This is a genomic window from Curtobacterium sp. MCBA15_005 (assembly GCF_001864855.1).
GTDB lineage: Bacteria > Actinomycetota > Actinomycetes > Actinomycetales > Microbacteriaceae > Curtobacterium > Curtobacterium flaccumfaciens.
The window spans coordinates 113,588-139,685 of record NZ_MJGL01000003.1; the positions used below are offsets into that span (position 1 = coordinate 113,588).

Consider the following 26,098-nt stretch of genomic DNA (forward strand, 5'->3'; position numbering starts at 1 on the left):
GACCACCACCCGGATCGCTGGATCGCGACCGGCAACGAGCGCGACGAGCACGAGGAGCACGCCGGGCACGACGGCACGACGGGCATGACGAGCGCGACGTGCTCACGTGGGTCGCCGACCGCTCCGCGGCCGCCGAGCGCCACCTTGTCCCGGTGGCCGCGGTCGGTCGGACGCCGACGGGGCGTCTCGTGGTCGACCTCGACCGGCCCACGGGCACGCCGCTCGTGCCGGCGCTCGACCGGCTCGGCACCCCGACCACCGGGGTCGCGGTGACCCTGACGGTCCCGCTCCTGGAGCTCCTGGTGTCCGTGCACGACGGCGCGGTCCTGCTCGGTACCGCCGGCATCGACGACGTGCTGGTGGACGACTCCGGTGCGGTCGTCCTCTGCGACCGCCCGACGAACGCGGCGAGCCCGATCAACCCGACCAACGCGACGACCCCGACGCGCACCGCGCACGCGATCGATGCGACCCGGACCCTCGTGCTCGCAGCCCGGAGCGTGTGGGACCGCGTCGACCCGGCCGACCCCGCCCAGGCCCAGGTGCTCGGAGCGCTGCAGGACGCCCTCGACGGTGACGGGCCGAGCGCACGAGCAGCACTCGACGTCGTCCGTGCCGCCGCCGCGCCCCGCCCGTTCCGGTGGACCCCCGTGCCGAGCGACCTCGTGTTCGCCGAACCGCCGACACTGGACGGGCAGAACGGACTGCTCGATCGTCTGCGGGACGTGGTCGAGCACGGCGTCCCACTCGGAGCCGGACGACGACTCCCGCTCCGCCGTGTCCTCGTGGGGCTCGTCGTCACCGTCGGGTCGGCGGTCGCCGCGCTGACCCTGCTCGGCGGCGGGTGACGCCGAACCCGACCGGGAACGTGAACGGGAACGGGAACGGCCCCGGCTCCCACGAGGGGAACCGGGGCCGTCGGCCGTGCTGCTGGTGATCAGTACCCGAGGTTCGGGGCGAAGTTGCCCTCTTCGAGACGGTTCTTCACCGCGACGAGGTACCGCGAGGCGTCCGCACCGTCGATGATCCGGTGGTCGTACGACAGCGCCAGGTAGACGAACGAGCGGATGGCGATGGCCTCCTGGCCGTCGACCTTCACGACCGCCGGACGCTTCGTGACGATGCCGGTGCCGAGGATCGCCGACTGCGGCAGGAACACCACGGGGGTGTCGAACAGCGCGCCACGCGAACCGGTGTTGGTCAGCGTGAACGTGCCGCCTGCGAGCTCGTCGGGCTTCAGCTGGTTGTTCCGGGTGCGCTCGGCGAGGTCCGCGATGGACTTCGAGAACTGCGCCAGGTCCAGCGAGGCCGCGTCCTTGATGACCGGGGTCAGCAGCCCGCGCTCGGTGTCCACCGCGATCGAGACGTTCTCGGTCTCCGGGTAGACGATCTCGTCACCCTCGACCGTGGAGTTGATCTTCGGGTGGGCCTTCAGCGCCTCGGACGCCGCGAGGGCGAAGAACGGCATGAAGGAGAGCTTCGAGCCGGTCTTCTCGAGGAACTCCGCCTTGTGGGCGTCGCGGAACTGCGCCACCTTCGTGACGTCGACCTCGACGACGCTCGTGAGCTGTGCGGTCGAGGTCATCGACTGCACGGCACGCTCGGCGACGACCTTGCGCAGGCGGGTCATCTTCTCGCGGGTTCCGCGCAGCGGCGAGACCTCGGCGACGAACGGGCCTGAAGCGGCGGCGGGTGCTGCTGCAGCCGAGGCGGCCGGGGCCTTCGCGGCGGCGGCGAGGACGTCCTCCTTGCGGATGCGCCCCCCGACACCGGAGCCCGTGACCGTGGACAGGTCGACACCCTGCTCGTTCGCGAGCTTGCGCACCAGCGGGGTGACGTAGCCGGAGGCTGCGCCGTCCTGCGTGGGGTTCGGCACCGCGGCGGCGGCCGTGGCACTCGGCGCGGACGCCGGAGCCGGTGCGGCTGCCGGAGCGGCCTGGGCCGGCACGGCTGCCGGCGGTGCGGCTGCGGGCGGCGGGACCGGAGCGGCGGCCGGGACCGGCGCTGCCGCGGGCGGGGCGGACGGTGCCTGCGGGGCGGCGGGCTGCGTCTGACCGGCGGGGGCGGGCTCGGGCTCGGTGGGCTCGGGGGCGGGGGTCTCGGCCTCCTGCTCCGTGCTCGGAGCGGCCTCGGGCTCCTCGGCGTCGGCAGCGGCGGCGTTCGCGTCGTCGGCACCGGAGTCGGACGAGTCCGAACCGCCGTCGGACGAGCTGGAGCCGTCACCGATCTTCACGAGGGCGGTGCCGACCTCGACGGTCTCGTCCTCTTGGACCAGGATCTCCTCGACGACGCCGGCGATCGGCGACGGGATCTCGGTGTCGACCTTGTCGGTCGAGACCTCGAGCAGCGGCTCGTCGACCTCGACCCGGTCACCGACGTTCTTCAGCCATCGGGTCACCGTGCCCTCGGTGACGCTCTCGCCGAGCGCCGGGAGGTTGACGGATTCGCTCATCGGGTGGACTCCTCTTCGCGGGGGATTGCAGTGGTTGTTGGTGTCATTGTCACAGTGCGGTGACCGGTGCCGGTCACAGCGCGTGCAGCGGCTTGCCCGCGAGGTGCAGGAACGCCTCGCCGAGGGCTTCGTTCTGGGTCGGGTGACCGTGCACCAGGGGAGCGATGTCCTCCGGGTAGGCCTCCCAGTTCACGGCGAGCTGGGCTTCGCCGATGAGCTCGCCGACGCGGGCACCGATCATGCTGACCCCGACGACGGGGCCGTCCACGACGCGCACGACCTTGACGGAGCCGGAGGTCCCGATGATGTGGCTCTTGCCGTTGCCGGCCAGGTTGTACTCGTACGAGTCGACCTTGTCGGCGCCGTACTGCTCTTCGGCCTTGGCCTGCGAGAGCCCGACCGACGCGACCTCGGGGTCGGAGTAGGTGATCTTCGGGATGTTCTTGTCCTCGATGACCACCGGGTTGAGGCCGGCGATCTCCTCGGCGACGAAGATGCCCTGCTGGAAGCCGCGGTGCGCGAGCTGCAGGCCGGGGACGATGTCGCCGACGGCGTAGACGTTCGGGATGTTCGTGGCGAGACGCTCGTTCGTGGTGACGAACCCGCGGTCCATCGCCACGCCGACCTCGTCGTAGCCGACGTTCTGCGTGACGGGGCCACGGCCGACGGCGACGAGCAGGACGTCACCGTCGAAGGTCTTGCCGTCCTCCAGCGTGACGACGACGCCGTTCTCGTGCTGCTCGACGCCCTGGAACCGGACACCGAGCGAGAACTCGATGCCGCGCTTGCGGAACGCGCGCTCGAGCTGCTTCGACATCGACTCGTCCTCGGCGGGGACCAGGTGCGGCAGGCCCTCGACGATGGTGACCTCGGCGCCGAAGGACTTCCAGACGCTGGCGAACTCGACACCGATGACGCCGCCGCCCAGGATGACGACCTTGTTCGGGACGTAGTCCATGCGGAGTGCGGTCTCGGAGGTGATCACGCGGCCGCCGATCTCGAGCCCGGGCAGGGACTTCGAGTAGGAGCCGGTCGCGAGCACGATGTTCTTGCCGGTGACGGTCTGGTCGCCGACCTGCACGGTGTTCTGCGAGGTCAGACGTCCCCAGCCCTCGACCACGGTGATGCCGCGGGCCTTGATCAGGCCCTGCAGGCCCTTGTACTTGGAGTTGATGACGCCCTGCTGGTAGTCGATCACCTTGGGCACGTCGACACCGGCGAACTCCGCGATCACGCCGTACTTCTCGGCGTCACGCGTGCCGTCGGCGATCTCGGCGGCGTGCAGCAGCGCCTTGGTCGGGATGCAGCCGCGGTGCAGGCACGTCCCTCCGAGCTTGTCGCCCTCGATGAGCGCGACGCTCATGCCGAGTTCGGCGGCCCGGAGCGCAGCGGCGTACCCACCACTCCCGCCACCGAGGACAACGACGTCGTAAGTCTGTTCCGTCACCTGGTGCAACTCCCTCGTGCGTGTCGGGCCGATCGGGCCCTACGTGGACACCGCGGAGGGCGGCGTCCGACGGTCGGACCGCGTGGTTCCGGTCCCGTCCCGTGCAGTACCGGTGGGAGGCGCGTCGGTGCGCCGTTCCCACCGGTACCAAACCTACTACTCGGACTGGAGGTCTTCTGCGAGAGCGATGAGCGTCCGGACCATCACGCCCGTCGCACCCTTGCCCAACCAGGCGTACCCGCCGCCCTTGTTCTCCGACGGACCCGCGATGTCGAGGTGCGCCCAGGGGACACCCTCGCCGGCGAAGCGCTCGAGGAACTTGCCCGCGAGCAGCATGCCGCCGGCCGGGTTGCCGACCGTGGCGTTGACGATGTCGGCGACGTCGCTGGACAGCCGGGCCTCGAGCTCCTCGGGCAGCGGCATCGGCCAGATCGGCTCCGAGACGCCCTCGGCGACGGCACGGACCTTCGCGACGAGGTCGTCGCTGCCCATCAGGCCGGTGGTGCGGTCGCCGAGCGCGACGACCTGGGCGCCGGTCAGCGTGGCGACGTCGACGAGCGCGTCGGGCTGTTCGAGCGACGCGGCGGCCATCCCGTCGCCCAGCACCAGGCGGCCCTCGGCGTCGGTGTTCGTGACCTCGACCGTGGTGCCGTTCTTCAGCGTCAGGACGTCGCCCGGGCGGGTCGCGGTGCCGGAGGGCATGTTCTCGGCGAGGGCGAGCCACGCGGTCACGCGCACGTTCAGCCCCAGGCGGGCGGCGGCGACGGTCGCGGCGAGCACCGTGGCGGCACCGGTCATGTCGGTCTTCATGCCGAGCATGGACGCCGCGGGCTTGAGCGAGAGGCCGCCCGAGTCGAAGGTGATGCCCTTGCCCACGAGGGCGAGGTGCTTCGTGGCGGACTCGGGTGCGTACCGGACGACGACCAAACGCGGGGGACGCGCCGAACCGCGGCCGACACCGAGGATGCCGCCGAAGCCCTGCTCCTCGAGCGCCTGCTCGTCGAGGACCTCGACGGTGAGCGGCAGGTCCGAGGCGAACCCGGTCGCGACGTCGGCGACGTCCTGCGGTCCGAGGTCGCCCGCGGCGGTGTTCACGAGGTCGCGCACGAGCGACGCGGCGTCGGCGACGATCGCGGGGCGCACGGCGGCGTCGGCTGCGACGTCGGCGGGCGCGACGACCTCGATGCGCTGGTCACCGCGGGCCGGGGCCTTGGTGCCGGTGCCCTTGTGCCGGGTGAAGGCGTACGCGCCGAGCGCCGCGCCCTCGAGGGCGGCGTCGACGAGCTCGGCCGAGTCGGTGGGCAGGGCGAGCGTGATCGAGTCGACGCGGGGGAGCTGTCGCACGGCACTGCCGGCGGCCGCGCGGATCGCCGCGGCACCCGTGGCGGAGCCGAGCCCGATCAGCGCGACCGACTTCGCACCGACGCCGGTGGCGGGCAGGCGGACGAGCTGGTCCTTCGCGCCGGTCACCCCGATCGCGGCGAGGTCGAGGCCGGCGAGGGCGTCGAGCGTGCCCAGGGCGGTGGGAGCGAGCACGGCGGTGCTGTCGGCCTCGCCGGACGAGCCCGGGCGGACCCCGACGACGAGCACGTCGGCGGTGGTGGTCTCGGGGGGTGAACTGGTGGTGGAGAGCGTCGGTCGGACCATGCTCCAACCCTACCGAGGGCCTGTTCGCTGTCGGCGTGGTCGTCGCGCACCGGGGACGTCGGAGGCCCCGCCTAGCATGGGGACGGTGAACCACCCCGAGGAGCTCTACACGTTCGACGCGGACGCCCCGACCGTGCCAGCAGGGTTGCACCTGATCGCCGGGCTGACCGGTTTCGCCGATGCCGGATCGGCCGTCGCGCAGGTGACGAACTCGATCCTCGAGGACCTCGACACCGAGCTCGTCGCCGAGTTCGACCCGGACGTGCTGCTCGACTGGCGGGCCCGTCGGCCGGTCATCACCTTCGAGCACGACCACATCAGCGCCGTCGAGCCGCCCCGTCTGGCCCTGCACCTGGTGCGCGACGAGATCGGCCAGCCGTTCCTGTTCCTGTCGGGCTACGAGCCGGACTTCCAGTGGAACCGCTTCGTCCGGGCCGTCACCGGGCTCGCCGCCGACCTGCAGGTGGCCGACACCACGTGGGTGCAGTCCATCCCGATGCCGGTCCCGCACACCCGTCCGATCAGCCTCACCGTCTCCGGCACCCGGGCCGACCTCGTCGAGCAGATGAGCGTCTGGAAGCCCGAGACCCAGGCGCCGGCGAACGTCCTGCACCTGGTCGAGCACCGCCTCGCCGAGACGGGCGCGCAGGTCACGGGGCTCGTGCTGCTCGTGCCCCACTACCTGTCCGACACCGAGTTCCCCGACGCCGCCGTCGCGGCGCTGTCCGGCATCGCCGCCGCGACCGGGCTCATCTTCCCGACCGACGCCCTGCGCGAGTCGGGTCGCGAGTTCCTGACCCGCGTCGAGGAGCAGGTGGCCGGCAACCCCGAGCTGCAGCGCCTGGTCTCCGTGCTCGAGGAGCGGCACGACACGTACATGGAGGGCAACCCCGTTGCATCGCCGCTGACCGGCGTCGACGGCGAGGTGCCGACCGCGGACGCGATCGCGGCCGAGCTCGAGCGCTTCCTGGCCGACCGGCGCACCCAGGGCGACGCGACCGACTGACCGTCGCGGGATCCGGACGTCCCGACAGGACGGTCTGGAGGCCCGTGGCGGCCCCGCACCGCTCCTCCAGGCCGTCCTCCGGTCGCCCGCACGACGTGACGCACCTCGACGACGCTCGTCGCGTATCGACGCGGGGACGCGTCGGTAACCTGGTCCGGTGAACTCCCGTCGTGCCTTCCTGATCTGGGGCGTCGCGGTGCTCGCGTACGTCCTCGCCGTGGTGCAGCGGTCCTCGCTCGGGGTCTCCGGTGTCGATGCGCAGGACCGGTTCGCCGTCTCCGCCGCCGTCCTGTCCACCCTCGCCGTCGTGCAGATCGCCGTCTACGCGGGGCTGCAGATCCCGGTGGGGATCGCCCTCGACCGCGTCGGCCCCCGCCGGCTGGTGCTCCTCGGCGCCGCGCTGCTGGTCGTCGGACAGGCGATCGTCGCCGTGTCCCCGTCGATCGGTCCGGCCATCGTGGGGCGGGTGCTCGTCGGCGCCGGTGACGCGATGACCTTCATCTCGGTGATCCGCCTGGTGCCGATGTGGTTCAGCGGCCGGATCCTGCCGCAGATCTCGCAGTGGACCGGCAACCTCGGGCAGATCGGCCAGATCCTGTCGGCGTTCCCGTTCGCGGTGCTCCTGCACACGGTGGGCTGGACCCCGGCGTTCGGCATCGCGGCCGCGGCCAGTGCCGTCGGTCTCGTGCTCGCCGCGGTCTTCGTGCGGAACGGTCCCGTGCCGGTGCGGACGGACACGATCCCGCTGCCGCACTCGTGGGGTGCCGCGTTCAGCACGTTCGGGCACGCGCTCCGCCGCCCGGGCACGCAGCTCGGGTTCTGGTCGCACTACGTCACGCAGTCGTCGGGCACGGTGTTCTCGCTGCTGTGGGGTGTCCCGATGCTCCGGGGGCTCGGGTACTCCCCGGGTGAGGCGGCGGGGTTCCTCACGATCATCGTGGTCGTCGGGTTCGTCGCCGGCCCGGTGCTCGGCGTGCTCTGCGCGCGGTTCCCGATGCGCCGGTCCAACCTGGTGCTCGGCGTGGTCGTCCTGCTCGCGGTGCTCTGGACGGCGATCCTGCTCTGGCCCGGGCACCCGCCGACGTGGTTGCTCGTGCTGCTCGTCGTCGCGATGGGGATCGGCGGGCCCGGTTCCCTGATCGGCTTCGACTTCGCCCGGACCTTCAACCCGGTCGGCTCGCTCGGCTCGGCGAACGGCGTGGTGAACGTCGGCGGGTTCCTGGCGGCCTTCGTGATGATGTACCTGATCGGCGTCGTCCTCGACGCGTCGGCGCGGGCCACCGGCACCACGGTGTTCGCCTGGGAGAACTTCCGGATCGCCCTCACGGTGCAGTACGTCGTGGTCGGTTTCGGCGTCGGGATGCTCCTGCACGCCCGCCGTCGGACCCGCCGCGTGCTGCACTCGGAAGAGGGAATACGCGTCGGGCCACTCTGGGTTGCACTCGTTGCACGCCTGCGGAAGCGGCACGTGCAATAATGATCACGGACCCGTTCGGGACCCCTGTCTGTCGGAGCACTTCGGTGCGCCGGTGAACTCGGGGGACTTGACATGGGTCCTAGTGCTGCCCGGAACGGTAGGACTCGTACGACGCGGGGGACTGCGGCGCGGGACCTGGGCGGCGAGGGAGGCCACGACCCCACGAACGTGGCACGACGAGAGAGGTGATCGCATGGCTGCCCGGAGCACGACGATCGATCCCACGAAGGACACCGAGCCCGAGGGCGCTGTGGCAGAGGACGCCACGGACACCGAGGGCACCGCAGCGCCGAAGAAGCGCGCCACGAAGGCCCCCGCCAAGAAGGCGCCCGCCAAGAAGGCGGCGCCCAAGGCGAAGAAGACCGACGCCGTCGACGAGGCGATCGCCTCCGACGAGCCCGTCGAGGAGCCGACCGACGAGGCCGACGACACCGACGACAAGACGGCCAAGCCGGACGCCGCTGCCGCGGTCGCCGCCGGTGCGCTCGTCATCTCGCAGACCGACGACGACGAGGCGCCGGTCTACTCGACGACCATCACGGGTGCCACCGCCGACCCGGTGAAGGACTACCTGAAGCAGATCGGCAAGGTCGCCCTGCTCAACGCCGAGCAGGAGGTCGAGCTCGCGATGCGCATCGAGGCCGGCCTGTTCGCCGAGGACAAGCTGCAGCACGCGACGGGGCTCTCGAAGCCCGCCGAGCGTGAACTGCGCTGGGTCGCCCGTGATGGTCAGCGTGCGAAGTCGCACCTGCTCGGCGCGAACCTCCGCCTGGTCGTCTCGCTCGCGAAGCGCTACACCGGTCGTGGCATGCAGTTCCTGGACCTCATCCAGGAGGGCAACCTGGGCCTGATCCGTGCGGTCGAGAAGTTCGACTACACCAAGGGCTTCAAGTTCTCGACCTACGCGACGTGGTGGATCCGTCAGGCCATCACCCGTGCCATGGCCGACCAGGCCCGAACCATCCGCATCCCGGTGCACATGGTCGAGGTCATCAACAAGCTCGCCCGCGTGCAGCGGCAGATGCTGCAGGACCTCGGTCGCGAACCCACTCCGGAAGAGCTCGCGCGCGAGCTCGACATGACCCCGGAGAAGGTCGTCGAGGTCCAGAAGTACGGCCGCGAGCCGATCTCGCTGCACACGCCCCTGGGCGAGGACGGCGACTCGGAGTTCGGTGACCTCATCGAGGACACCGAGGCGGTCGTGCCAGCCGACGCGGTGGGCTTCACGATGCTGCAGAAGCAGCTCGAGAGCCTGCTCGACTCCCTGTCCGAGCGCGAGGCGGGCGTCATCCGCATGCGCTTCGGCCTCGGTGACGGCCAGCCGAAGACCCTCGACCAGATCGGTGACACGTTCGGCGTGACGCGTGAGCGCATCCGTCAGATCGAGTCCAAGACGATGGCGAAGCTCCGCCACCCGTCGCGGTCGCAGTCGCTGCGCGACTACCTCGAGTAAGCCGGCATGCGCTTCTTCATCCCGATCCTGATCGGGCGGATCCTCCGTGCCCTTGCCCGTGCGAGGGGCGGCGGGTCCGCCTACCCCGGGTACATCGTCCTGAAGCTCGTGCCGGACTTCCTGCAGCACGTGACGAAGCAGTTCCCGAACGGCGTCGTCTTCGTGCTCGGCTCGAACGGCAAGTCGACGACGACGCACATGATCTCCGACATCGTCCGCGCACACGGGCTGCGGGTCTTCACGAACCCGTCCGGCGCGAACCTGCCGCAGGGCATCGCGTCGGCCCTGCTGTCCGAGGTCTCGCTGACCGGCCGGCTCAAGGCCGACATCGGCATCCTCGAGGTCGACGAGGCCTTCGCGGTCGAGCTCGCCGGCATCCTGTCGCCCTCGACGGTGACCATGCTCAACGTGCAGGTCGACCAGCTGTACCGGTTCTTCGAGACCGAGCGCGTGGCGACGATGATGCTCGACACCGCCGCGCTGTCGACGGCGAACGTCATCACGAACCACGACGACCAGTTCCTCGACGGCTACTCCGGCGCCCCCGGGCAGCGCGTCCTGCGGTTCGGTGCGAGCGACGAGGTCATCGCTGCGGCACCGAACGGTCTGCAGAACGCCGACTCGTTCGACGCCGGTGACCGTGCCCAGCACACCGCCGACGCCGAGGTCGTGGCCCACACGGGCGACGGCGCGACGATCCGCTTCGACGGTGCCGAGATCCCGGTCCGGCTGCCCGCCCGCGGCCTGCACTACGCGGTCGACGCCGCTGCGGCCACCGCGACGGCGAGTGCGGCCCTCGGTGCGCAGTTCCGTGCCGACGCCGTGACCAAGGCCTTCGGCACGATGAAGCCCGCGTACGGCCGCGGAGAGCGTCTGCCCATCGCGGGCGAGTCCGCCGAGTTCACGATGTTCAAGAACGCCGCGAGCTTGCAGCTCAACCTCGACGCCCTGCCGGACCAGCCCGAACAGGTCCTCATGGCGATCGACGAGGGCACGCCCGACATCTCCTGGATCTACGACATCGACTTCTCGAAGCTCGACCACGTGGACGTCGTCTCCGGTGACAAGGCCTGGCAGATCGCGATCGCGCTCGAGCACGCCGGTGTCCGCATCGGCCGGGTCGAGCCCGACGTCGAAGCAGCCATCAAGCACATGGAGCAGCTCGGCTCGACGACCCGCGGGACGAAGAACTTCATCGTCAACTACGAGATCATGATGATCGCCCGCAAGGCCCTGGGCCACCCGGACATGGAGAAGACCGCATGACGGCCGACCGGCTGACCATCCTGCACGTCTACCCCCGGCAGATGGGCGTCTCGGGCGACCGTGGCAACGTCGCGGCCCTGGTCCGCCGTGCGGCCGCTGCGGGCATCGAGACACAGGTCCTCGAGTACGCGCCCGGCGACGAGCTCCCGACCGCGGCGGACGTCGTCGTGATCGGCAACGGACCGCTCAGCGCGATGCGTTCCCTGGGCGACGACGTCACCCGCATCGGCGGCGCGCTCCGTGCGTTCGCGACCGACGGTGTACCGGTCATCGCGGTCGGCGGTGGGTTCGACCTGGCGACGAACGAGGTCGTGCCGACCGAGGGTGCGCCGGTTGCCGGATTCGGCGTGTTCGACGCCCGGGCCGTCCGCGGTGCCGAGCGCCGGGTGAACTACTTCGTGCTCGAGACCCGGTACCCGCTGCTCGCCGGAGCACCGAAGCGTCTCGCCGGCTTCGAGGACCACGCCACCACGATCGAGCTCGCGGCCGGGGTCAGCCCGTTCGCCGACGTCGTGTCCGGTGGTGGCAACCAGGCGGGAGCCCCGGTCGAGGGTGCGATCGTCGGGACGTCGTTCGGCACGCACACGCAGGGCCCGATCCTGCCGCTCAACCCGCAGCTGACCGACGGCGTCCTCGCTGCGGCCACCGCACGGCTGGGCCGGGAGTACGCGCCGGACGCGGAGCAGACGGCGACCATCGACCGCTACGCACGTGAAGCGCGCGCCACGGTCGACCGTTACGTCGACAAGGCGTTCAAGCGCATCGCCTGATGCACGAAGCAGAAGGCCGGGTCCCGACGGGGCCCGGCCTTCTGCATGCGCAGAATGGCAACAGTTGCCAAAAGCGTCCACTCGGATTCAACATCTGAAATGTTGAAGGCCGACAAAGGAGGCTCCATGCACCACAACAAACTCGTCCTCGCCCTGGTCGGTGGACTCATCGTGACCCTGACCACTGCCGGCACGGTCGCCCAGACGGCTCCGGCGGAGGCCGCGACGACGCGGATCAGCTCCGCGTGCAGTTCAGTGCCGACGACGACGACCGAGTCCGACGGCGTCCCGGGGCCGATCTTCTACAAGCGGCTGCAGTGCCTGGCCAGCAGGGCCGGGTACTCGGGTGACATCGATGGTCGTATGACTTCGCCCGCTTGGTTCTTCGTCGCGAAGCGCCTCGCGGTCGGCGGGTACTACCAGTCAGGGAACTTCTACGGAACTGAGCACCCCCTGACCATCGCAGCACTGCAGCGTTGGGCGGCTGCCCACGGCCGCTACAGCGGCCCCATCGACGGTGTGTGGGGACCGAACAGCTACCGGGGCGCCGCCTGGGCGCTGAACCGCGAGTTCTAGGACGGACTGCAGACAGAAAGGAGGCGCGGTGCCAGCTGGCACCGCGCCTCCTGTCCGTGTGTCGGTCGCGACTACTTCGACTCGTAGAGTCGGCTGCTCTCGTCGTGCCACTCGATAGCGGTCGCCGCGAGCTTGTCCTTGAACTCGGCGCCGTGGTGGGCGCAGAAGTAGAGCTCGCCGCTCGACATGGTGGCTCGGATGTAGGCCTGCGCCCCGCAGCTGTCGCAACGGTCGGCGGCGGTCAGCTGGTGGTTGCTGACTTCGTCGATGGAGGGGTCCTGCACGGTCTGGGTCATTGCTGTGCTCCTCACGGATCGCAGGTGGTGCCGGGTGGTTGCACCATTTCAACACGTGATGCCTGAGAGCGACGCATTGTCGGGCCCTGTTTCGCTCAGCGCGGATCGCTTGGCCCCAGTGCGAGTGTCCACACGGTGCTGTCGGTGCCGCTCGGTAAACTCCGACGGTGAGCTCCGACTACTCCGCACGCCATCTCTCCGTCCTCGAAGGGCTCGAGGCGGTCCGGAAGCGGCCGGGCATGTACATCGGCTCGACGGACTCCCGGGGCCTCATGCACTGTCTGTGGGAGATCATCGACAACTCGGTCGACGAAGCCCTCGCGGGGCACGGTGACGAGATCGGTGTCGTGCTGCACGCCGACGGCTCGGTCGAGGTCCGGGACACCGCCCGGGGCATCCCCGTCGACGTCGAACCGAAGACCGGCCTCACCGGGGTCGAGGTCGTGTTCACCAAGCTGCACGCCGGCGGCAAGTTCGGCTCGGGGTCGTACGCGGCCTCGGGTGGCCTGCACGGCGTCGGCGCCTCGGTCGTGAACGCGCTGTCGGAGCGCCTCGACGTCGAGGTCGACCGGGGCGGCAAGACCTACGCCATGTCGTTCCACCGCGGCGAGCCGGGCATCTTCGACGACAGCAAGGGCATCGGCCCGGACGCTCCGTTCGCGCCCTTCACCTCGGGCAGCGAGCTGCGTGTGGTGGGCAAGGTCAAGAAGGGCGTCACCGGCTCCCGGATCCGCTACTGGGCGGACCGTCAGATCTTCACCGCCGACGCTCGGTTCAGCACCGACGACCTGGTCACCCGTGCACGGCAGACCGCGTTCCTCGTGCCCGGGCTCGGCATCACCATCACCGACGAGCGCGCGGCGTCGATCGACGCCGCTGCCGCCCGGGCCGAGGCGACGGGCACCACCGTGGCCGCGGGGCCGGTGGTCGAGCGCTTCCGGTACGAGGGCGGGATCGGCGAGTTCGTCGAGCACCTTGCCGTCGACAGCCCCCTCACCGACGTCTGGCGCGTGCAGGGGACCGGCACCTTCACCGAGACCGTGCCGATGCTCGACGACAAGGGCCACATGGTCTCCACCTCGGTCGAGCGCGAGTGCGAGGTCGACCTGGCGCTCCGCTGGGGCAGTGGTTACGAGACCGTGTTCCGCAGCTTCGTCAACATCATCGCGACGCCGAAGGGCGGCACGCACCAGGCCGGGTTCGAGTCGGGCGTCGTCAAGGCGGTCCGTGCCCAGGTCGAGGCGAACGCACGCAAGCTCAAGGTCGGGCAGGACAAGCTCGACAAGGACGACGTCCTCGCCGGCATGACCGCCGTGCTGACCGTGCGGTTGCCCGAGCCGCAGTTCGAGGGGCAGACGAAGGAGATCCTCGGCACCCCGGCGGTCCGGAAGATCGTCGACCAGGTGGTGTCGAAGCGCATCACCGAGATCCTCACTTCGACGCAGCGCACCGAGAAGGCACAGTCGGCGGCCCTGCTCGAGAAGGTCGTGTCCGAGATGAAGACCCGCATCTCGGCGCGGGCCCACAAGGAGACGCAGCGCCGCAAGAACGCGCTCGAGAACTCCTCGCTGCCGACGAAGCTCGCCGACTGCCGCTCGCAGGAGACCGAGGGCACGGAGCTCTTCATCGTCGAGGGTGACTCGGCGCTGGGCACCGCGAAGCTCGCCCGCAACAGCGAGTACCAGGCGCTGCTGCCGATCCGCGGCAAGATCCTCAACGTGCAGAAGGCGTCCGTGTCGGACATGCTCTCGAACGTCGAGTGCGCGTCGATCATCCAGGTCATCGGCGCCGGTTCGGGCCGTACGTTCGACATCGACCAGGCCCGCTACGGCAAGATCATCATCATGTCGGACGCCGACGTCGACGGCGCCCACATCCGCACGCTGCTGCTGACGCTGTTCTTCCGGTACATGCGGCCGATGATCGAGCAGGGCCGGGTCTTCGCCGCCGTGCCGCCGCTGCACCGGGTCGTCGTGGTGAACCGCGGCAAGCCGAACGACACGCTCTACACGTACTCCGAACAGGAGCTCCAGACGGTGCTGAAGAAGCTCGAGAAGACGGGCAAGAAGTACCAGGAGCCGATCCAGCGGTACAAGGGCCTCGGCGAGATGGACGCCGACCAGCTGGCGGAGACCACGATGGACCGCGCGCACCGCACCCTGCGCCGGGTGAACGTGACCCATGCCGAGGGTGCCGCGAAGGTGTTCGAGCTGCTCATGGGCAACGACGTCGCGCCGCGCAAGGAGTTCATCCTGGCCGGCGAGGGCCTGGACCGCGACCGCATCGACGCGTAGCGCGCCTTCACGCCGGGCCGCGCAGCGGCCTGGCGTGCTCACGCGCTGAGCGACACCTCACGCGGCCCGCGGCCCGTGAGCTGTCGCTCAGCGCGAAACCGCGCCGCGTCCGCGACACGGTGACGGCGGACGGGAGGCCCGTGGCGGCGCCGCCCCGCGCCTCCAGTCCGTGCGCCCTGCGTTCTCACGCGATGGGCGACACCTCACGGGGCTCCCAGGCCGTGAGGTGTCGCCAGACGCGAAACGGCGCCGTGTCAGCGACACCGGCGGCGGACGCCAGCGCGCGCCTACGCCTCGCCGGCGGTGCCGTCGAGCGTCGCGGCGCTGCCACCGATCGAGCCGATGACCGCCTCGAGCGGGGCGCCCGACCCGTCACGCTTCGACAGCCAGTCGGGCAGGGTCCGTGCGGCGCCGTCCGTGCCGACGGCGTGTGGCGGCGCGATTCCCGCCCATCCCACCGTGAGCCCGTCCTCGCCCTTCAGGAACGCGTGCGCCCGGACACCCTGGGTGGCACGGCCCTTCGCCGGGAACTCCGACAGCGCGGAGACCTTGGCGCGACCGGCGTCGGTGCCGGGCAGTGCTGTCGAGGTGGTGGACACCGTGGCGACCACGGCGTCGTCGGAGCGTGCGACCGAGCCGAACCAGATCACCGAGGCGCCGTCGGCGAGGGCCATGCCGGCCACACCACCGGCGGGCAGCCCCTGCGCCCGGACGACGGACGCCGGGAACCGCAGCAGCTGCGCGTTCGAGCTGATGAACACCAGGTCGTCGGACTCGGGCGCCTGCGCGGCACCGACCACGTGGTCGCCGGGCTTCAGGCCGATCGCGACGAACTCCGGCTTGTCGGGCCACGCACCCGCCACGACGCGCTTCACGACGCCCTGCGCGGTGCCGATCGCCAGCGAGTCCGACGACGCACCGGACAGGTCGACGATCGCCACGACGGTCTCGCCCTTGGTGAGCGCCAGGAAGTCGGTGACCCGGACGCCGGCGTCGAGCCGGACCGCGGCTGGCGGCACGGCGGGGACGTCGACGGGGGAGAGCCGGAGGACCCGCCCGGTCGAGGTGATCGCGCCGATCTGCCCCCGCACCGTGCTCACCACGGCGGAGCGGACGGCGTCGTGCTTCGAGCGCTTCGGCACGCGGACGATGCCGAGCTCCGACGTCGGGATGTCGACGCGGATGAGCCGTCCGGTGGTCGAGAGCAGCACGCGGCAGGGGGAGTCGGCGATCTGCAGGGACTCCGGGTCGACCGCGGCCTTCCGACCGCCCTTCACCGGGGCGTCGGCCTCGGTGAGCAGCGTGCGGCGCGGGGTCGCGAACTTGTCGGACACCTCGGTCAGCTCGAGGGCGACCTGCGCGCGGAGCCGTTCGTCGGACGCCAGCAGTTCTTCGAGGGCGGCGATGTCGGCGAGCAGCTGGTCGCGCTCGGCCTCGAGCTCCATCCGCGAGAACTTCGTCAGACGGCGCAGGCGCAGCTCGAGGATGTACTCGGCCTGCACCTCGGACAGGTCGAAGACGTCGCGCAGGCGGTTGCGCGCTGCCTCGGAGTCGTCGGAGGTGCGGATGACCTGGATGACCTCGTCGATGTCGAGGATCGCGATGAGCAGGCCCTCGACCAGGTGCAGCCGTTCCTTGCGTCGCGCCAGCCGGTACTGCGATCGGCGGGTGACGACGTCGAGGCGGTGCTGCACGTAGACGTCGAGCAGCTCGCGGAGCCCGAGGGTGCGCGGTGACCCGCCGACCAGCGCGACGTTGTTGATGCCGAAGCCGTCCTCGAGCGGGGTGTGCTTGTAGAGCTGCTCGAGCACGGCGGTGGGGTTGAAGCCGCTCTTGATGCCGATGACGAGCCGGAGCCCGTGGTTGCGGTCGGTCAGGTCGTTGACGTCGGAGATGCCGACGAGCTTCTTGGACTGGACGCCGTCCTTGATCTTCTCGATCACACGCTCGGGGCCGACCAGGTAGGGCAGCTCGGTGACGACGAGCCCGACCTTGCGCGGGGTGAGGTTCTCGACGCTCACCTTCGCGCGGGTGCGGAACGAACCACGGCCGGTGGCGTAGGCGTCGCGGACCCCGGAGAGGCCGACGATCGTGCCGCCGGACGGCAGGTCGGGGCCGGGCACGAACTCCATGAGTTCTTCGAGGGTGGCCTGCGGGTTCATGAGCAGGTGCTTCGCGGCCTCGACGACCTCGCCGAGGTTGTGCGGTGCCATGTTCGTCGCCATGCCGACCGCGATGCCGGAGGCGCCGTTGACGAGCAGGTTCGGGAACGCCGCCGGCAGCACGCCCGGCTGCATGATCTGGTTGTCGTAGTTCGGGACGAAGTCGACGACGTCCTCGCCCAGGCCCTCGGTCATCGCCATCGACGGTTCGGCGAGCCGTGCCTCGGTGTACCGGGCGGCAGCGGGGCCGTCGTCGAGGGAGCCGAAGTTGCCGTGGCCGTCGACGAGCGGCACGCGCATCGTGAACGGCTGGGCCATGCGGACCAGCGCGTCGTAGATCGCGCCGTCGCCGTGCGGGTGCAGCTTGCCCATCACCTCGCCCGTGACGCGGGCGCTCTTGACGTGTCCGCGGTCGGGTCGCAGCCCCATCTCGGCCATCTGGTACAGGATGCGACGCTGCACCGGCTTCAGGCCGTCGCGGGCGTCGGGCAGCGCCCGCGAGTAGATGACGGAGTACGCGTACTCGAGGAAGGAGCCCTGCATCTCCTCGGAGACGTCGACGTCCTCGATGCGCTCACCGTCGGGCAGGCCGACTACGTCCGTGCGTGCCATGGCACCTTTCTGGAGAACCGGAGTCGTCTGGGAGACTCGTGGGATGGGAACAAGCGTACCGACGGCCCCCGACGCCGTCGCGAACCTCGCCGACGTCTTCCCGAGTTGCCTCGTGGCGCTCGGCGCTGCGGACGACGCGTGGTTGCGGAACGACGGCCTGGAGGCCCGGATCACCCTCCGCCCCGCCCGCTCGGCGATCGTCGTGCTGGTCGACGGCCTCGGTTCCGCCGCGTTGGCGGCGCGCGCCGGGCACGCCCGCTGGTTGACCGGCGCGAAGGGCACCGGCACCGCGAAGAAGCTGCGGAGCGGGTTCCCGACGACGACCGCGGCCGCCCTGAGCACCCTGACCACCGGCCGGTCGCCCGGCACCCACGGCGTCGTCGGGTACAGCGGCTGGAACCCGGACACCGGTGCCGTGATGAACCTGCTTGGCGGCTGGGACACCGAGGTGCCCGCGGACTGGTTCCTGACCCGGACCCTGTTCACCCGGGCGGCGGAGCTCGGACTCGACCCCGTCGTCGTCGGGCCGGACCGGTACCGCTCGTCCGGGATGACCGCGAACGTGCTCGGCGGCGCCCGGTACGTGTCGGCGGACACCATTGCGCAGCGCGTCGACGCCGCACTGGCCGAGACCACCAGCGGCCGCTCGCTCGTCTACCTGTACGTGCCGGAGCTCGACTCGATCGGGCACAAGTACGGCTGGCAGTCCGACCGGTGGACGGCCGCCCTCGAGCTGCTCGACGGCGAACTCACCCGCCTCGACGCCCGCAGCGCCGACGACGTGGGGGTCCTGGTGACGGCGGACCACGGTGTGCTCGACGTGCCGGACCACGCGAACATCGCCATCGACCCGCTGCTGCTCACCGACGTGGTCGGCGTCGCGGGTGACCCGCGCTGCCGCCAGCTCACCGTCGCACCGGGCACCGACGTGCGCGCCCTCGTCGGCGCGTTCCGGGCCCGCTACGGCAAGAAGGCGTACGTCGCCAGCCGTGCCGAGGCGATCGAGGCCGGGTGGTTCGGGCACGTGTCCGACCAGGTGGTGCCGCGCATCGGCGACGTGCTCCTCGTGGCGCGCGGTTCGTGGGCGTTCAACGACGACCGTGCCCTGCGCGAGGACGAGACGCCGAAGCGCATGATCGGCCAGCACGGTGCCATGACCGACGAGGAGACGATCGTGCCGCTCCGACTCGCCGGCGCGTTCGCCCACTAGGACGTCGGCGCCGACGGTCGGTGCACGTGCCGATCAGGCGGGGTCGTCGTCCGGACGGGTGCCGAAGACGATCTCGTCCCAGCTCGGCATCGAGCGACGGTTGCGCTTCTTGCGTTCGCCACGGCTCTCGGACTCCGGCGCCGAGGCCGGACGGACGTCGGAGGACTGGGGTGCTGTGTCGTGTGCGCCGCCGTCCTCGAAGCCCTGCAGCGGGATGTCGACGACGCTGATCGAGGTCCCGCGGGCGGGCTCGTCGCGCTGTTCGCCGAAGGACGCTGCTTCGCGTTCACCGCGGCGACGGCGGAGCGCCTCGAGCAGGTCCGCGGTCTCGTTGCCGGGAGCACGTTCTTCCACGGCGGCCTGGCCGATGCGGGGCAGCGGTGCACGGAGCGGCGCGTGCTGGGACGGCTCGGGCTCGGCGGCCGGCTGCTCCGGCTCGTCGACGCGGAAGGCGCCGGAGTCGAAGCGGGTGCCGTCGTCGTCCTGCTGCTCGAACTCGACCGCACGCAGGCGCGGTGCGATGCCCTCGTCGTCGGTGTGCGAGAGCCGGTGAGCGTCACCGTTGTCCGGCGCGAGGGTCGAGGTCTTCGGGTCGAAGTGCCACTGGGCGTCGTGCTCGACCTCGCCCGCGGTGTAGCGGACGCGGACCTGCCACCCGCTCTCCGGGTGCTTCCACGAGCCCCAGGTGATCGCGGTGGCCTCGCCGGCCTCGAGCTTCGCGGTGATCGCGGGGCCGAAGGTGTCGGGGGACTCGTCGTCGACCGGGGTGACCGGCACACGGTGCGAGGCGTCGAGGATGAAGGCGCGCTCGGCGAGGACCGGCCCCTCGAAGCGACGGACGTACTCGACGTCGACGTCGAGCGCAGCGGCCACGTCGGCGGCGTCTGCGCCGCCACGGATGCGTGCCTGGACGTCCTTGGGGGAGACCCGCTTCTGCGGACCGGCGTCGGGGTTCGCCTGGCGCACCTGGCCTGCCAGCGACGACGTGACGGGCAACCGGAACTCGGTGCCGCCGTCGGTCGCCAGGAGGAGTGCGCCGGACTCGACTCCGATGACTCTCACGTCTTGCATGGTTCCGCCTTCCCAGCGTCGCGTACGGTCCTGCTGTCGTACCCCGTGAGTATGCAGGGACGACGGGCGGTTTCCGGGGAGGCGCACGGGCGTGCCGCGGACATCCGCGCGGCCGATCCCGGGCACGCGGCCCTCCGGCAACGGGTGTCGGGAATGTCCGGTTCCGGTCGTGGGTTGCACCGCCAGCACGACCCGCCGCAGCACTCGGTTTGCGCTCTGGCGGGGCGTGGTGCAAACTGTCGCCGCCGATCACCCGGCGACGACCTCTCGATACGAGAAATGGATGGGCATGGCCACCGATTACGACGCCCCCCGGAAGACCGACGACAACTCCGACTCGGAGTCGATCGAGGCCCTCAAGGAGCGCGTTCCCGACAAGATGTCGGGGGTCGTCGACGATGATTCCGACAACCCCGGCAGTTTCGAACTCGCCGGGCAGGACCTCAGCGACGTCGACCTCGACGTCGTGGTGCTGCCCCCGCAGGTCGACGAGTTCACCTGCGTCGAGTGCTTCCTCGTGAAGCACCGCTCCCAGCTCGACCACGAGTCGAAGCTCGGACCGGTCTGCGCGGAGTGCGCGTCGCTCTAGCGAACACAGCCGCGTCGTCCTCGACGCAACGATCAGCGAAGGCCCCGCATCCTCCAGGGATGCGGGGCCTTCGTCGTGTGCTGCGAGGCGGGGCCGAGCCGCGCCTCCAGGCCGTGGACCGTGGTCCGTCAGGACCGCAGCGCCTCGACGACCTTGCCCGGGTGCCGGACGCTCACCAGCCAGTAGGGCGTCGGGTCCGCGTCGTCGCGCACCTCGACCTTGACGACCCCGCGCAGGTAGCCGCGGAAGAGCGTCCACGCGCGGGCGTCGAGTGCCGGCCCGCGCTGCTCGGTGGCCGCTGCGCCCTCGAACGCCTCGGTCGTGCCGACGAGCGTGCGGGGGAGGTGTGCCTTGCCCGCGCGGAACTCGGTGTCGGTGACCTCGATGGTGGGTGCGAGTGCCCACAGGAGGACCAGCACCCCGAGCTCCATCCCGATCGCCACGAGGACGCCGGCCAGGACGCTGATGGGGAGGAAGACGAGCAGGGTGGCGGGGATGACGAGCGCCGTCGCCAGGTAGAGGGCGGGCGGGGCCCAGAGTCGTTCGCGGTACAGGGTCACGGGTCCATTCGATCACGAGCGAGCGAGGTCACGGAACGGTCACGGCTGCACTACCCTCGTCACGTGACCGAACCAGTCGACGTCCTCTGGACCGGGGAGCACGCTCCCGGCCACGCCCACCCCGGCGACGCGGGTGCCGATCTCGTCTCCACCGAGGCCTTCGTGCTGCAGCCGGGGGAACGACACCTGGCCGCCACGGGTCTGCGCATCGCGCTGCCCGAGGGCTACGCCGCGTTCGTGGTCCCGCGGAGCGGCCTGGCGGCGAAGCACGGCATCACGATCGTGAACAGCCCAGGCACCGTCGACTCCGGCTACCGCGGGGAGATCAAGGTCGCCCTGCTCAACACCGACCAGACGGAACCGTACGAGGTGCACGCCGGCGACCGCATCGCCCAGTTGATCGTGATGCCGGTGCCGCAGGTGACCTACACCCGGGTCGACGACCTGCCGGACAGCGTCCGCGGACAGGGCGGGTTCGGCTCGTCGGGCTACGGTGACCGGAGCGACGCCGTGACCGGTGCCGCCGCAGACGCTCAGGAAGGAACGCGCGCATGAAGTTCGGCCGACGCAAGCGGGACGAGGTCGAGGTGGCGGACGCCGTCACCGACGACATCGAGGTCGCGGACACGTCCCCCGAGGTCGACATCGCGACGGATGCCGACGCGGACCTCGACGAGGTCGACGCGGTCGCCCCGACGGACAAGTCCGCTCCGGAGGACCGGGCCGAGAACGGCCCCCACGACGAGACCGAGGCGAACCTGGTCCGCCCCTACGTCGACCTGGGCGGGGTGAAGGTGCTCCCGCGCGAGGGCCTGCACCTGCGTCTCGAGGTCGAGGAGGGCTCGCAGCGCGTCGTCGCGGTCGGGCTCGACTACGACGAGTCCACGCTGCAGGTCCAGCCGTTCGCGGCGCCCCGGTCCACCGGCCTGTGGCACGAGATCCGCGCCCAGATCGCCGAGCAGATCGAACGCCAGGGCGGTGTCGTGACCGAGGTCGACGGCCCGTTCGGCCCCGAGCTCCGCGCGTCCGTCCCGGTCGCCGTGGACGGCGACGGCGGCACCGCCGGCTCCCGTCCGGCCCGCTTCGTCGGCGTCGACGGCCCACGCTGGTTCCTGCGCGGCGTGATCGCCGGCAAGGCCGCCGAGCAGCCCGACGACGCCAGCGAGATCGAGGAGCTGTTCCGCAGCGTCGTCGTCGTGCGCGGCACGACGCCGATGCCGCCGCGCGACCTCATCCCGCTGCACATGCCCAAGTCGACGCAGACCGCGATCTGACCGACTGACGACCAACCCCGCCTGGAGGCACGGTGCCGGACCACGACGACACCCCACGACCCGAGACGGCTGGCTCCGACCCCGCTGCACCGGCGGCCGAGCCGTCGGCGGTGCCGACCGTGGCACCGGCGGCCGAGCCGTCGGTCGCGCCGTCCTTCTCCGCGCAGTTCCGCGACGCCGTGCAGAACGCCGGCATCGCTCGCGTCGCGCCCGGTGAGGCGCCGTCCGGCAGGGCGCTGCTCGGCGCGGTCGGCGGGGTGCGCGGCCTCGCCGAGTCGGTGCTGCCCGGGTTCGCGTTCCTGGTCGTCTACGCGATCACGAAGGAGCTCGTGCCGAGCGTCGTGATCCCGGTGGCAGTCGGCCTGGTGTTCGTGGTGCTCCGGCTGCTGCAGCGGCAGTCGGTGACGATGTCGTTCGCGGGCATCCTCGGCGTCGCGGTCTCGGCCGGCCTCGCGCTCATCACCGGCCGTGCGGAGAGCAACTTCATCCCCGGGATCGTCATCAACGCCGTCTGGCTCGTCGGGCTGCTGATCACGCTGGCGATCCGCTGGCCGCTCATCGGGCTCGTCGTCGGCTTCCTGCTGCCGGCGAACGAGGACGGCTCGCACGTCGACTGGCGCGCCGACCCCGTCAAGCGCCGGGTGCTGACGGTCGCCACCTGGATCTGGGTCGGACTGTTCGCGGTCCGGCTCGCGGTGGAGGTCCCGCTGTACCTGACGGCGCAGGTCGAACTGCTCGCCGGGCTGAAGCTCATCCTCGGCGTGCCGCTGTACGCGGCGGTGCTCTGGGTGACCTGGCTGCTGGTCCGCACCGTGTTCGTCCGACGCGACGACGTCGCCCCGGTGTAGAGTTCTCTCGACATCAAGATAGTTCTCGCAGGGCGCGCACGCGTCCTCGGGATTAGGTTTGCCTTGCTGGTGGGACGGTCCACGGCCCGCGAGGATGAGGGCAAACCGATCAGTAGGGAGGCGGCACGGTGGCTGCAGTCAATAGCTTCGGCTCGAAGGACACACTGTCGGTTGGGGGTGTCGACTACGCGATCCACCGGATCGACTCGGTTCCCGGGCACGAGAAGTTGCCCTACAGCCTGAAGGTGCTGCTCGAGAACCTCCTCCGCACCGAGGACGGCAAGAACGTCACCGAGGGACAGATCCGGGCGCTCGGCTCCTGGCGGCCCGACGCGGAGCCCGACACCGAGATCCAGTTCTCGCCGGCGCGCGTCGTCATGCAGGACTTCACGGGTGTGCCGTGCATCGTCGACCTCGCCACCATGCGCGAGGCCATGGCGGACATCGGCGGCGACCCGAACAAGATCAACCCGCTGTCCCCGGCCGAGATGGTCATCGACCACTCCGTCATCGCCGACCTGTTCGGCAGCACGGACGCCCTGCAGCGCAACACGGACCTGGAGTACGAGCGGAACGGTGAGCGCTACCAGTTCCTCCGCTGGGGCCAGACCGCGTTCGAGGACTTCAAGGTCGTCCCGCCGGGCACCGGCATCGTCCACCAGGTGAACATCGAGTACCTGGCGAAGGTCACCTACACGCGTGACTTCGACGGCGAGACCTACGCGTACCCGGACACCCTGGTCGGCACCGACTCGCACACCACGATGGTGAACGGCCTCGGCGTGCTCGGCTGGGGCGTCGGCGGCATCGAGGCCGAGGCCGCGATGCTCGGCCAGCCCGTGTCGATGCTCATCCCGAAGGTCGTCGGCTTCAAGCTCTCCGGTGAGATCCCGGCCGGCGTGACCGCGACCGACGTGGTGCTCACCATCACGCAGGAGCTCCGCAAGCACGGCGTCGTCGGCAAGTTCGTCGAGTTCTACGGCGAGGGCGTCGGCGCCGTCCCGCTCGCCAACCGCGCCACCATCGGCAACATGTCGCCCGAGTTCGGTTCGACGGCGGCGATCTTCCCGGTCGACGACGTCACGCTGGACTACCTGCGGCTGACCGGTCGCGACGAGGCGCAGATCGCGCTGGTCGAGGCGTACTCCAAGGCCCAGGGCCTGTGGCACGACGCCTCGGTCGAGCCGAACTACTCCGAGTACATGGAGCTCGACCTCTCCACGGTCGTGCCGTCCATCTCGGGCCCGAAGCGTCCGCAGGACCGCATCGAGCTCACGAACGCGAAGAGCCAGTTCGAGCTCGACCTGAACAACTACACGACGCCGTCCGAGCAGACCGACCTCGACGACGCGGTCGAGGAGACGTTCCCGGCCTCCGACCCGATCGCCGCCGGTTCGACCAACGAGGACACGGCGCTGCACGAGCACGTGCACGTGTCGAGCGCACCGTCGACCGCCTCGGCGCCGACGAAGGTCGCGATGGACGGGGCCGACCCGTTCACGATCGATCACGGTGCCGTCGCGATCGCCGCGATCACCTCGTGCACGAACACGTCGAACCCGTCGGTCATGATGGCCGCCGGCATCCTCGCCCGGAACGCCGCGAAGAAGGGCCTCACCGCGAAGCCCTGGGTGAAGACCACCCTCGCGCCCGGGTCGAAGGTCGTCACCGACTACTACGAGAAGGCCGGTCTCACCACCTACCTCGAGCAGCTCGGCTTCTACACGGTCGGCTACGGGTGCACCACCTGCATCGGCAACTCGGGCCCGCTGCCCGAGGAGATCTCGCAGGCCGTGCAGGACAACGACCTCGCCGTCACCGCGGTGCTCTCGGGCAACCGCAACTTCGAGGGCCGGATCAACCCCGACGTCAAGATGAACTACCTGGCGTCCCCGCCGCTGGTCATCGCCTACGCCCTCGCCGGGTCGATGCACTTCGACTTCGACAAGGACGCCCTCGGCACGGACCAGGACGGCAACGACGTCTACCTGACCGACATCTGGCCCGACGCGGCCGAGGTGCAGCAGGTCATCGACGAGTCGATCGACACCGAGATGTTCACCCACGAGTACGGCTCCGTGTTCGAGGGCGACGACCGCTGGAAGAACCTGCCGACCCCGACCGGCGACACCTTCGAGTGGGACCAGGAGTCGACCTACGTCCGGAAGCCCCCGTACTTCGAGGGCATGACGATGCAGCCCGACGCGGTGTCGGACATCTCCGGCGCCCGGGTGCTCGCGAAGCTGGGCGACTCGGTCACGACCGACCACATCTCGCCGGCCGGTTCGATCAAGGCCGACAGCCCCGCCGGCCAGTACCTCGCCGAGCACGGCGTCGACCGTAAGGACTTCAACTCCTACGGCTCGCGTCGCGGCAACCACGAGGTCATGATCCGCGGCACGTTCGCGAACATCCGTCTGCGCAACCAGCTGCTCGACGGCGTGGAGGGCGGCTACACCCGTGACTTCACGACGCCGGACGGTGCGCAGTCGTTCATCTACGACGCCTCGCAGCACTACCAGGAGCAGGGCATCCCGCTCGTCATCTTCGGTGGCAAGGAGTACGGCTCCGGCTCGTCCCGTGACTGGGCGGCCAAGGGCACGAACCTGCTCGGTGTCCGCGCGGTCATCACCGAGAGCTTCGAGCGGATCCACCGCTCCAACCTCATCGGCATGGGCGTCGTCCCGCTGCAGTTCCCGGCGGGCGAGACGGTCGAGTCCCTCGGGCTCGACGGCACCGAGGTCGTGTCGATCTCCGGGCTGACCGAGCTGAACGAGGGCCGCACCCCGAAGACGGTGCACGTCACCGCGACGCCGAGCGAGCACTCGCCGGCCGGCAAGCAGCCGATCGAGTTCGACGCGGTCGTCCGCATCGACACCCCCGGCGAGGCCGACTACTACCGCAACGGCGGCATCCTGCAGTACGTGCTCCGCTCGCTCGTCTGAGTCCCTTGAACGACAGGAGCGTCGTACGCACGGGTCGCTGACGCGACCACAGATCGGACCGGAGGCCCGTGGCGACACCGCCACGGGCCTCCAGTCCGTCACCTGGTAGCGAGAATAGAGTGGGCCGACAGCCCCACGAAAGG

The 26,098-nt window shown here is 70.5% G+C and carries 21 protein-coding genes; 14 read left to right on the forward strand and 7 right to left on the reverse strand.

Going from position 1 to position 26,098, the window contains the following annotated elements; all coding sequences use genetic code 11:
- Window positions 1–98: 98 nt before the first annotated feature.
- Window positions 99–848: a hypothetical protein gene (locus tag BIU89_RS01725; protein ID WP_071244550.1), complete on the forward strand. Its 750-nt coding sequence runs from the start codon at window positions 99–101 to the stop codon at window positions 846–848.
- Window positions 849–937: 89 nt separating this feature from the next.
- On the opposite strand, the gene sucB is transcribed toward BIU89_RS01725, so the two are convergent.
- The 3 genes from sucB to BIU89_RS01740 all read right to left on the reverse strand — a co-directional run bounded on the left by sucB (window position 938) and on the right by BIU89_RS01740 (window position 5,546).
- The gene (gene sucB, locus BIU89_RS01730; protein ID WP_071244551.1) at window positions 938–2,452 is read right to left on the reverse strand and encodes a 2-oxoglutarate dehydrogenase, E2 component, dihydrolipoamide succinyltransferase; all 1,515 of its coding nucleotides are present in this window, start codon (window positions 2,450–2,452) and stop codon (window positions 938–940) included.
- A 73-nt stretch (window positions 2,453–2,525) separates the two neighbouring features.
- Window positions 2,526–3,899, reverse strand: a complete 1,374-nt coding sequence (gene lpdA / locus BIU89_RS01735) for a dihydrolipoyl dehydrogenase (RefSeq protein ID WP_027465458.1) — start codon at window positions 3,897–3,899, stop codon at window positions 2,526–2,528.
- A gap of 156 nt (window positions 3,900–4,055) precedes the next feature.
- The gene (locus tag BIU89_RS01740) at window positions 4,056–5,546 is read right to left on the reverse strand and encodes a leucyl aminopeptidase (RefSeq protein WP_071244552.1); all 1,491 of its coding nucleotides are present in this window, start codon (window positions 5,544–5,546) and stop codon (window positions 4,056–4,058) included.
- A gap of 76 nt (window positions 5,547–5,622) precedes the next feature.
- Between BIU89_RS01740 and BIU89_RS01745 the strand changes: the two genes are divergently transcribed.
- The 6 genes from BIU89_RS01745 (at window position 5,623) to BIU89_RS01770 (ending at window position 12,094) form a co-directional block, all read left to right on the forward strand.
- Window positions 5,623–6,552, forward strand: coding sequence for a proteasome assembly chaperone family protein (locus BIU89_RS01745; RefSeq protein ID WP_027465460.1), 930 nt, complete (start codon window positions 5,623–5,625; stop codon window positions 6,550–6,552).
- 157 nt (window positions 6,553–6,709) lie between these two features.
- The gene (locus tag BIU89_RS01750; protein WP_071244553.1) at window positions 6,710–8,029 is read left to right on the forward strand and encodes an MFS transporter; all 1,320 of its coding nucleotides are present in this window, start codon (window positions 6,710–6,712) and stop codon (window positions 8,027–8,029) included.
- 193 nt (window positions 8,030–8,222) lie between these two features.
- A complete protein-coding gene (locus BIU89_RS01755; RefSeq protein WP_027465462.1) occupies window positions 8,223–9,482 on the forward strand; it encodes an RNA polymerase sigma factor in 1,260 nt (419 codons plus the stop codon).
- A gap of 6 nt (window positions 9,483–9,488) precedes the next feature.
- On the forward strand, window positions 9,489–10,748 hold the full coding sequence (locus BIU89_RS01760) for a MurT ligase domain-containing protein (RefSeq protein ID WP_071244554.1): 1,260 nt from the start codon (window positions 9,489–9,491) through the stop codon (window positions 10,746–10,748).
- Window positions 10,745–11,518, forward strand: coding sequence for a type 1 glutamine amidotransferase (locus BIU89_RS01765; RefSeq protein WP_071244555.1), 774 nt, complete (start codon window positions 10,745–10,747; stop codon window positions 11,516–11,518). The genes BIU89_RS01760 and BIU89_RS01765 overlap by 4 nt, the downstream gene beginning before the upstream one ends.
- A gap of 126 nt (window positions 11,519–11,644) precedes the next feature.
- Window positions 11,645–12,094 (forward strand): hypothetical protein, encoded by a 450-nt coding sequence (locus tag BIU89_RS01770; RefSeq protein WP_071244556.1) that lies wholly within the window; start codon window positions 11,645–11,647, stop codon window positions 12,092–12,094.
- 71 nt (window positions 12,095–12,165) lie between these two features.
- On the opposite strand, the gene BIU89_RS01775 is transcribed toward BIU89_RS01770, so the two are convergent.
- Window positions 12,166–12,390 carry a DUF7455 domain-containing protein gene (locus BIU89_RS01775; RefSeq protein ID WP_017886093.1) on the reverse strand — a complete coding sequence of 75 codons (225 nt, stop codon included), beginning with the start codon at window positions 12,388–12,390 and terminating at the stop codon, window positions 12,166–12,168.
- Window positions 12,391–12,557: 167 nt separating this feature from the next.
- On the opposite strand from BIU89_RS01775, the gene BIU89_RS01780 reads away from it, so the two are divergent.
- On the forward strand, window positions 12,558–14,684 hold the full coding sequence (locus BIU89_RS01780; protein WP_071244557.1) for a DNA gyrase/topoisomerase IV subunit B: 2,127 nt from the start codon (window positions 12,558–12,560) through the stop codon (window positions 14,682–14,684).
- Window positions 14,685–14,971: 287 nt separating this feature from the next.
- Here the strand turns inward: BIU89_RS01780 and BIU89_RS01785 are convergent, their stop codons facing one another.
- Window positions 14,972–17,458 (reverse strand): DNA gyrase/topoisomerase IV subunit A, encoded by a 2,487-nt coding sequence (locus BIU89_RS01785; protein WP_071244558.1) that lies wholly within the window; start codon window positions 17,456–17,458, stop codon window positions 14,972–14,974.
- Window positions 17,459–17,501: 43 nt separating this feature from the next.
- Between BIU89_RS01785 and BIU89_RS01790 the strand changes: the two genes are divergently transcribed.
- A complete protein-coding gene (locus BIU89_RS01790; protein WP_071244559.1) occupies window positions 17,502–18,668 on the forward strand; it encodes an alkaline phosphatase family protein in 1,167 nt (388 codons plus the stop codon).
- A 33-nt stretch (window positions 18,669–18,701) separates the two neighbouring features.
- Here BIU89_RS01790 and sepH read toward each other — a convergent pair whose 3' ends face one another.
- A complete protein-coding gene (sepH, locus tag BIU89_RS01795) occupies window positions 18,702–19,730 on the reverse strand; it encodes a septation protein SepH (protein ID WP_173033640.1) in 1,029 nt (342 codons plus the stop codon).
- Between the two features lie 298 nt (window positions 19,731–20,028).
- Between sepH and BIU89_RS01800 the strand changes: the two genes are divergently transcribed.
- Window positions 20,029–20,328, forward strand: a complete 300-nt coding sequence (locus BIU89_RS01800) for a DUF4193 domain-containing protein (RefSeq protein ID WP_017886098.1) — start codon at window positions 20,029–20,031, stop codon at window positions 20,326–20,328.
- Window positions 20,329–20,456: 128 nt separating this feature from the next.
- On the opposite strand, the gene BIU89_RS01805 is transcribed toward BIU89_RS01800, so the two are convergent.
- Complete coding sequence (locus BIU89_RS01805) at window positions 20,457–20,888, reverse strand: DUF3093 domain-containing protein (RefSeq protein ID WP_071244560.1); 432 nt, start codon at window positions 20,886–20,888, stop codon at window positions 20,457–20,459.
- Window positions 20,889–20,951: 63 nt separating this feature from the next.
- On the opposite strand from BIU89_RS01805, the gene dut reads away from it, so the two are divergent.
- The 4 genes from dut to acnA all read left to right on the forward strand — a co-directional run bounded on the left by dut (window position 20,952) and on the right by acnA (window position 25,955).
- Entirely contained in the window at window positions 20,952–21,443 is a 492-nt protein-coding gene (gene dut, locus BIU89_RS01810) for a dUTP diphosphatase (protein ID WP_071244561.1), read from the forward strand.
- A complete protein-coding gene (locus tag BIU89_RS01815) occupies window positions 21,440–22,162 on the forward strand; it encodes a DUF3710 domain-containing protein (RefSeq protein WP_232536646.1) in 723 nt (240 codons plus the stop codon). Before dut ends, BIU89_RS01815 begins: the two co-directional genes overlap by 4 nt.
- Window positions 22,163–22,194: 32 nt before the next feature.
- Window positions 22,195–23,010: a DUF3159 domain-containing protein gene (locus BIU89_RS01820; protein ID WP_071244562.1), complete on the forward strand. Its 816-nt coding sequence runs from the start codon at window positions 22,195–22,197 to the stop codon at window positions 23,008–23,010.
- Window positions 23,011–23,138: 128 nt separating this feature from the next.
- Window positions 23,139–25,955: an aconitate hydratase AcnA gene (gene acnA / locus BIU89_RS01825; protein ID WP_027465472.1), complete on the forward strand. Its 2,817-nt coding sequence runs from the start codon at window positions 23,139–23,141 to the stop codon at window positions 25,953–25,955.
- Window positions 25,956–26,098 lie beyond the last annotated feature (143 nt).